Source organism: Bacteroides sp. (genome assembly GCF_019417265.1).
GTDB lineage: Bacteria > Bacteroidota > Bacteroidia > Bacteroidales > Bacteroidaceae > Phocaeicola.
The window spans coordinates 1-3,561 of sequence record NZ_DXVR01000156.1 but is presented as its reverse complement, the minus strand read 5'-3'; the positions used below and the strand labels follow the sequence as shown (position 1 = coordinate 3,561).

General features: G+C 42.5%; 3 protein-coding genes. 2 read left to right on the top strand and 1 reads right to left on the bottom strand.

The features are described 5' to 3' along the window. Positions 1–56 precede the first annotated feature (56 nt). Both QZ379_RS12335 and QZ379_RS12330 read left to right on the top strand, forming a co-directional pair. Positions 57–1,319: an MFS transporter gene (locus QZ379_RS12335; RefSeq protein WP_291565302.1), complete on the top strand. Its 1,263-nt coding sequence runs from the start codon at positions 57–59 to the stop codon at positions 1,317–1,319. Between the two features lie 20 nt (positions 1,320–1,339). After that, the gene (locus QZ379_RS12330) at positions 1,340–1,726 is read left to right on the top strand and encodes a VOC family protein (protein WP_291565299.1); all 387 of its coding nucleotides are present in this window, start codon (positions 1,340–1,342) and stop codon (positions 1,724–1,726) included. A 287-nt stretch (positions 1,727–2,013) separates the two neighbouring features. Here the strand turns inward: QZ379_RS12330 and QZ379_RS12325 are convergent, their stop codons facing one another. Next, positions 2,014–3,498 (bottom strand): IS1634 family transposase, encoded by a 1,485-nt coding sequence (locus QZ379_RS12325; protein WP_291565296.1) that lies wholly within the window; start codon positions 3,496–3,498, stop codon positions 2,014–2,016. Positions 3,499–3,561 lie beyond the last annotated feature (63 nt).

Genomic DNA, 3,561 nt, shown 5'->3' with positions numbered 1-3,561 from the left:
CTTCTTTTATACCCTCTTATAAACTTTCATACTGACTTGCGAAACTTAAATACTTTATTGTTGGTTTCTTGACTACTGTCAACGGGCAGTTTCAGGCACCTCTCACAGTGGCTTTTCTGTCCGAGGCAGTAGAACTCAAGAATACGCTCACTACTATGATTTCATTCTTCTTTTTCCTGGGGTATCTGCTTAATGGTACCCTTGGAGGAAAATGGATAAATAAGGTGGGCTACAAGAATACTCTTCTGAGGGCTCTGGTTGTAATGGTTTTCGGACTTATAATGTACAGCCTGTCATCGTGGATAGTAGTAAACTATGGTGATGTAAAACTAAATATTGGAACAGACAGCATCCCCTACGGATACTTTGTTTTTCTGCTCGGTTCCTATCTTATGGGTACATCGGCAGCGCTTCTGCAGGTGGTCATCAATCCGTATATTTCGGCATACGAACTTCCCGGTACACAACCGGTACAGCGAATGAATATAGTATGCGCCATCAATTCGTTGGGTACAACTATTGCTCCATTCTTTGTGACAGGAGTCATCTTTGCAGGAGTATCGCTGAGTAATGTCACTCCCGACCAGCTTATGATACCATTTCTGCTTATCGGACTTTGTATGCTGATAACCACAGTGGTGACCTCACGTCTGAACCTGCCTGATATACAGGGCACAAGAAGTTCGGGCTCATCATCACAAACTAAAAGTATATGGTCGTTCCGACATCTTGCACTGGGTGTCATTGCAATATTCTTCTATGTGGGAACAGAAGTAGCTGTAGGAGTGAATGTAAACCTGCATGCCATGGAACTGATTGAATCCGGTGCCGGACTGTCATTCTTCGGAAAAGAGCGCCTTGTGATTGGAGGACTTGATTTGGGTATTCCTGCATTGCTCGCCACACTTTATTGGGGCGGATTGATGGTGGGACGTCTGTTCTTCAGTTTCTTCAACTGGATTTCTCCTCGTATATTGCTTGCGGGAACTACAATAGCGGCTTCGGTTGTAATTATCGTATCGATGTTTACCAATAATCTATGGTTGCTTGTCAGTGTAGGTTTGTGTCACTCAGTGATGTGGAGCTGTATATTCACACTTGCAGTACGTGGATTGAAGGAATATACCTCAAAGGCATCAGGAGTATTTATGATGGGGGTATTCGGAGGAGCTGTCTTCCCGGTTCTGCAAGGTGTACTGACCGACATGCTTGGCAGTTGGCAGTGGACATGGACACTCGCCCTTGTGTGCGAACTTGTGATGCTGGCTTATGCCCTTTGGGGATGTAAGATCAGGGAAAAAGACATTGAAAACATATAACAGTAATAAATTTTAATAGTATGAAACTTACAGATTATATTACAGGAATCCAGCATATAGGAATTCCTACAAACGATATTCAGGTAACAAAAGATTTCTATAATAGCCTTGGTTTTTCAACAGAACTTGAAACAGAGAACAATGGCGAGAATGTAGCTTTCCTGCAATTGAAGAATCTTGTAATTGAAACTTATCAGAACGGACAGGCAGCAATGCAGTCGGGTGCGATAAACCATATAGCAATAGATGTGAAGAATATTGACGAGGTGTTTTGCCTTGTAAAATCTTTAGGTGTGGAAATGGCAGATAACAGTGTGAATGGTCTTCCGTTTTGGGAGAATGGGGTTAGATTTTTTACGATAGTAGGACCTAATAAGGAGAGAGTTGAGTTCTGCGAACGTTTGTAGGCTTATAATATAAGTAAGTGAACAGGTGCCCCCTGAAATATTTACACTTCGGAATGCAGGTAGAAACAGTTTCTTTTTTCTTCTGGCATTTTCTGGGCGTACATAAGATTAGTCGGTAAGAGAGTGCCTTATATCGGTACTCTCTTGCTGTATAACGGTTTTACTTTATACTCTATAACGTGTTTGCTAATTTTGTATTGTTGATAAAATAGAGTATATAAGAAGACATGAAAAAGATTGTTTTATTATCATTGGTTATTTCAATAGGTATTTTTATCCTGACTTCGTCATTGCGTCACCCAAAAATTTTCATCAAAGAGTTTGGCGATTTTCTGATGTCTTGCCATCAGCATTGTTTGGGTGTAAACCTCCTTGTTCAGAGGTTGCTTAATTTGTATGGTTGTGATTGTCTTAGCCAATGCAAGCACCTTGTCTACGCTCATCTTAATCTCTGAGACTTTCAGCATACGCTCCAATTCCTTGTAGACTTTCAAAGCCACAAAACAGATGCATATATGAGCCTCGATGCGTTTGCGTGTAAAATGAAACATGGGGCGTATCTCTATCTTTGATTTGGCTATACGAAAGGCACGTTCTACGTGCCAAAGGTTGTGGTATGCAGCATAAACATCTTGTATTGGTATGTTAGTATTGGTGAGATATCCTTTTAGACCGTCCCATTTGGAGTCGTCGGCAATACGGTCATAGTTGATGGCTACTTTCACTTCACCATCCATGGATAAAAACTTATTGTAACCTCTTTTGTTGATGTTACCTTTCGTGAGCGCACCATGCTTGTAAGCCTTTTCCAACCTGCGTATTCCCTTCTCTCGGTTATAGGCATCTTTCTTAGCACGGTCGTCTGTATAGCCGACCAAGAGCCGACGGCCACCTCCTTTGTCATATTCAACCATCTGGCAGTCGCGCTTGGGCTGTTCCAATATCCAGTTCTTGACTTCCTGACTTTCATTCTTTATCTTCGCACCTATTATATACTTGTAATCATGAGCCTCAAGTTCCGCTATATTTGCATTGTTCATCAGACCGGAGTCAGCCACCACAACGAAGTTTTCCAAACCGTATTTGCTTACAAACTCGTTTATCGTCGGCAGCATCGTGTGGCCTTCATATTTGTTGCCCTCATGGATGCAATATGCAAGCGGATAACCGCCCAAACTTACAAGCAGGCCGAGTATGATCTGAGGATTACTGTGACGTCCCTCCTTCGAGAAGCCGGTCTTCCGCAAGTCGTCCTCATAATCCGCTTCAAAATAAAGTGTGGTGACATCATAGAATAGCACACCGATATTTCCACCGAACAGTTTCGCTGTATGGCGCACGCTTATGTCCTGTACGATTTCGTGCTGATGGTCGCTAAGCTTGTCAAGATAGCGATAGATTTTTGAGAGATCCACATCTTCGTCAAAGTGGTTTTTCAGATATTCCACCGTAGCAGCCTTACTTGTTGGATATGCCAAACGAGCCTTTACAAGCTTGCGGAATACATCATCGTCAATACGATTGAAACCAATCCTGTCAAACGTGCGGTCCAATATCAAGTCGCATCCGTTGAGAAGGATATTGCTGACATTGGACAGAACGCGGCGGACTTCTTCGCGCTCACGGTCACACGCTTCACGCTCCTCACCATACAAATCGAGTTGAGGATGACGCCGGGATTCTTCCTTGGAAATCCATTCTTTAGCTTCATTTACAAAATTTTCGACCTCATCTTCACTATATGCAACACCAATCGTTGCAAGTTCCTTCATCTTGCCACTGTAAGCATTCGGCAAACTACAGGTATTAAACTTTTATATACAACAATAGCGACT

Bases quoted from the DNA above. Each gene is read 5' to 3' on its own strand.
- QZ379_RS12330 (WP_291565299.1), top strand. From the start codon at position 1,340: ATGAAACTTACAGATTATATTACAGGAATCCAGCATATAGGAATTCCT.
- QZ379_RS12325 (WP_291565296.1), bottom strand. From the start codon at position 3,498: ATGAAGGAACTTGCAACGATTGGTGTTGCATATAGTGAAGATGAGGTC.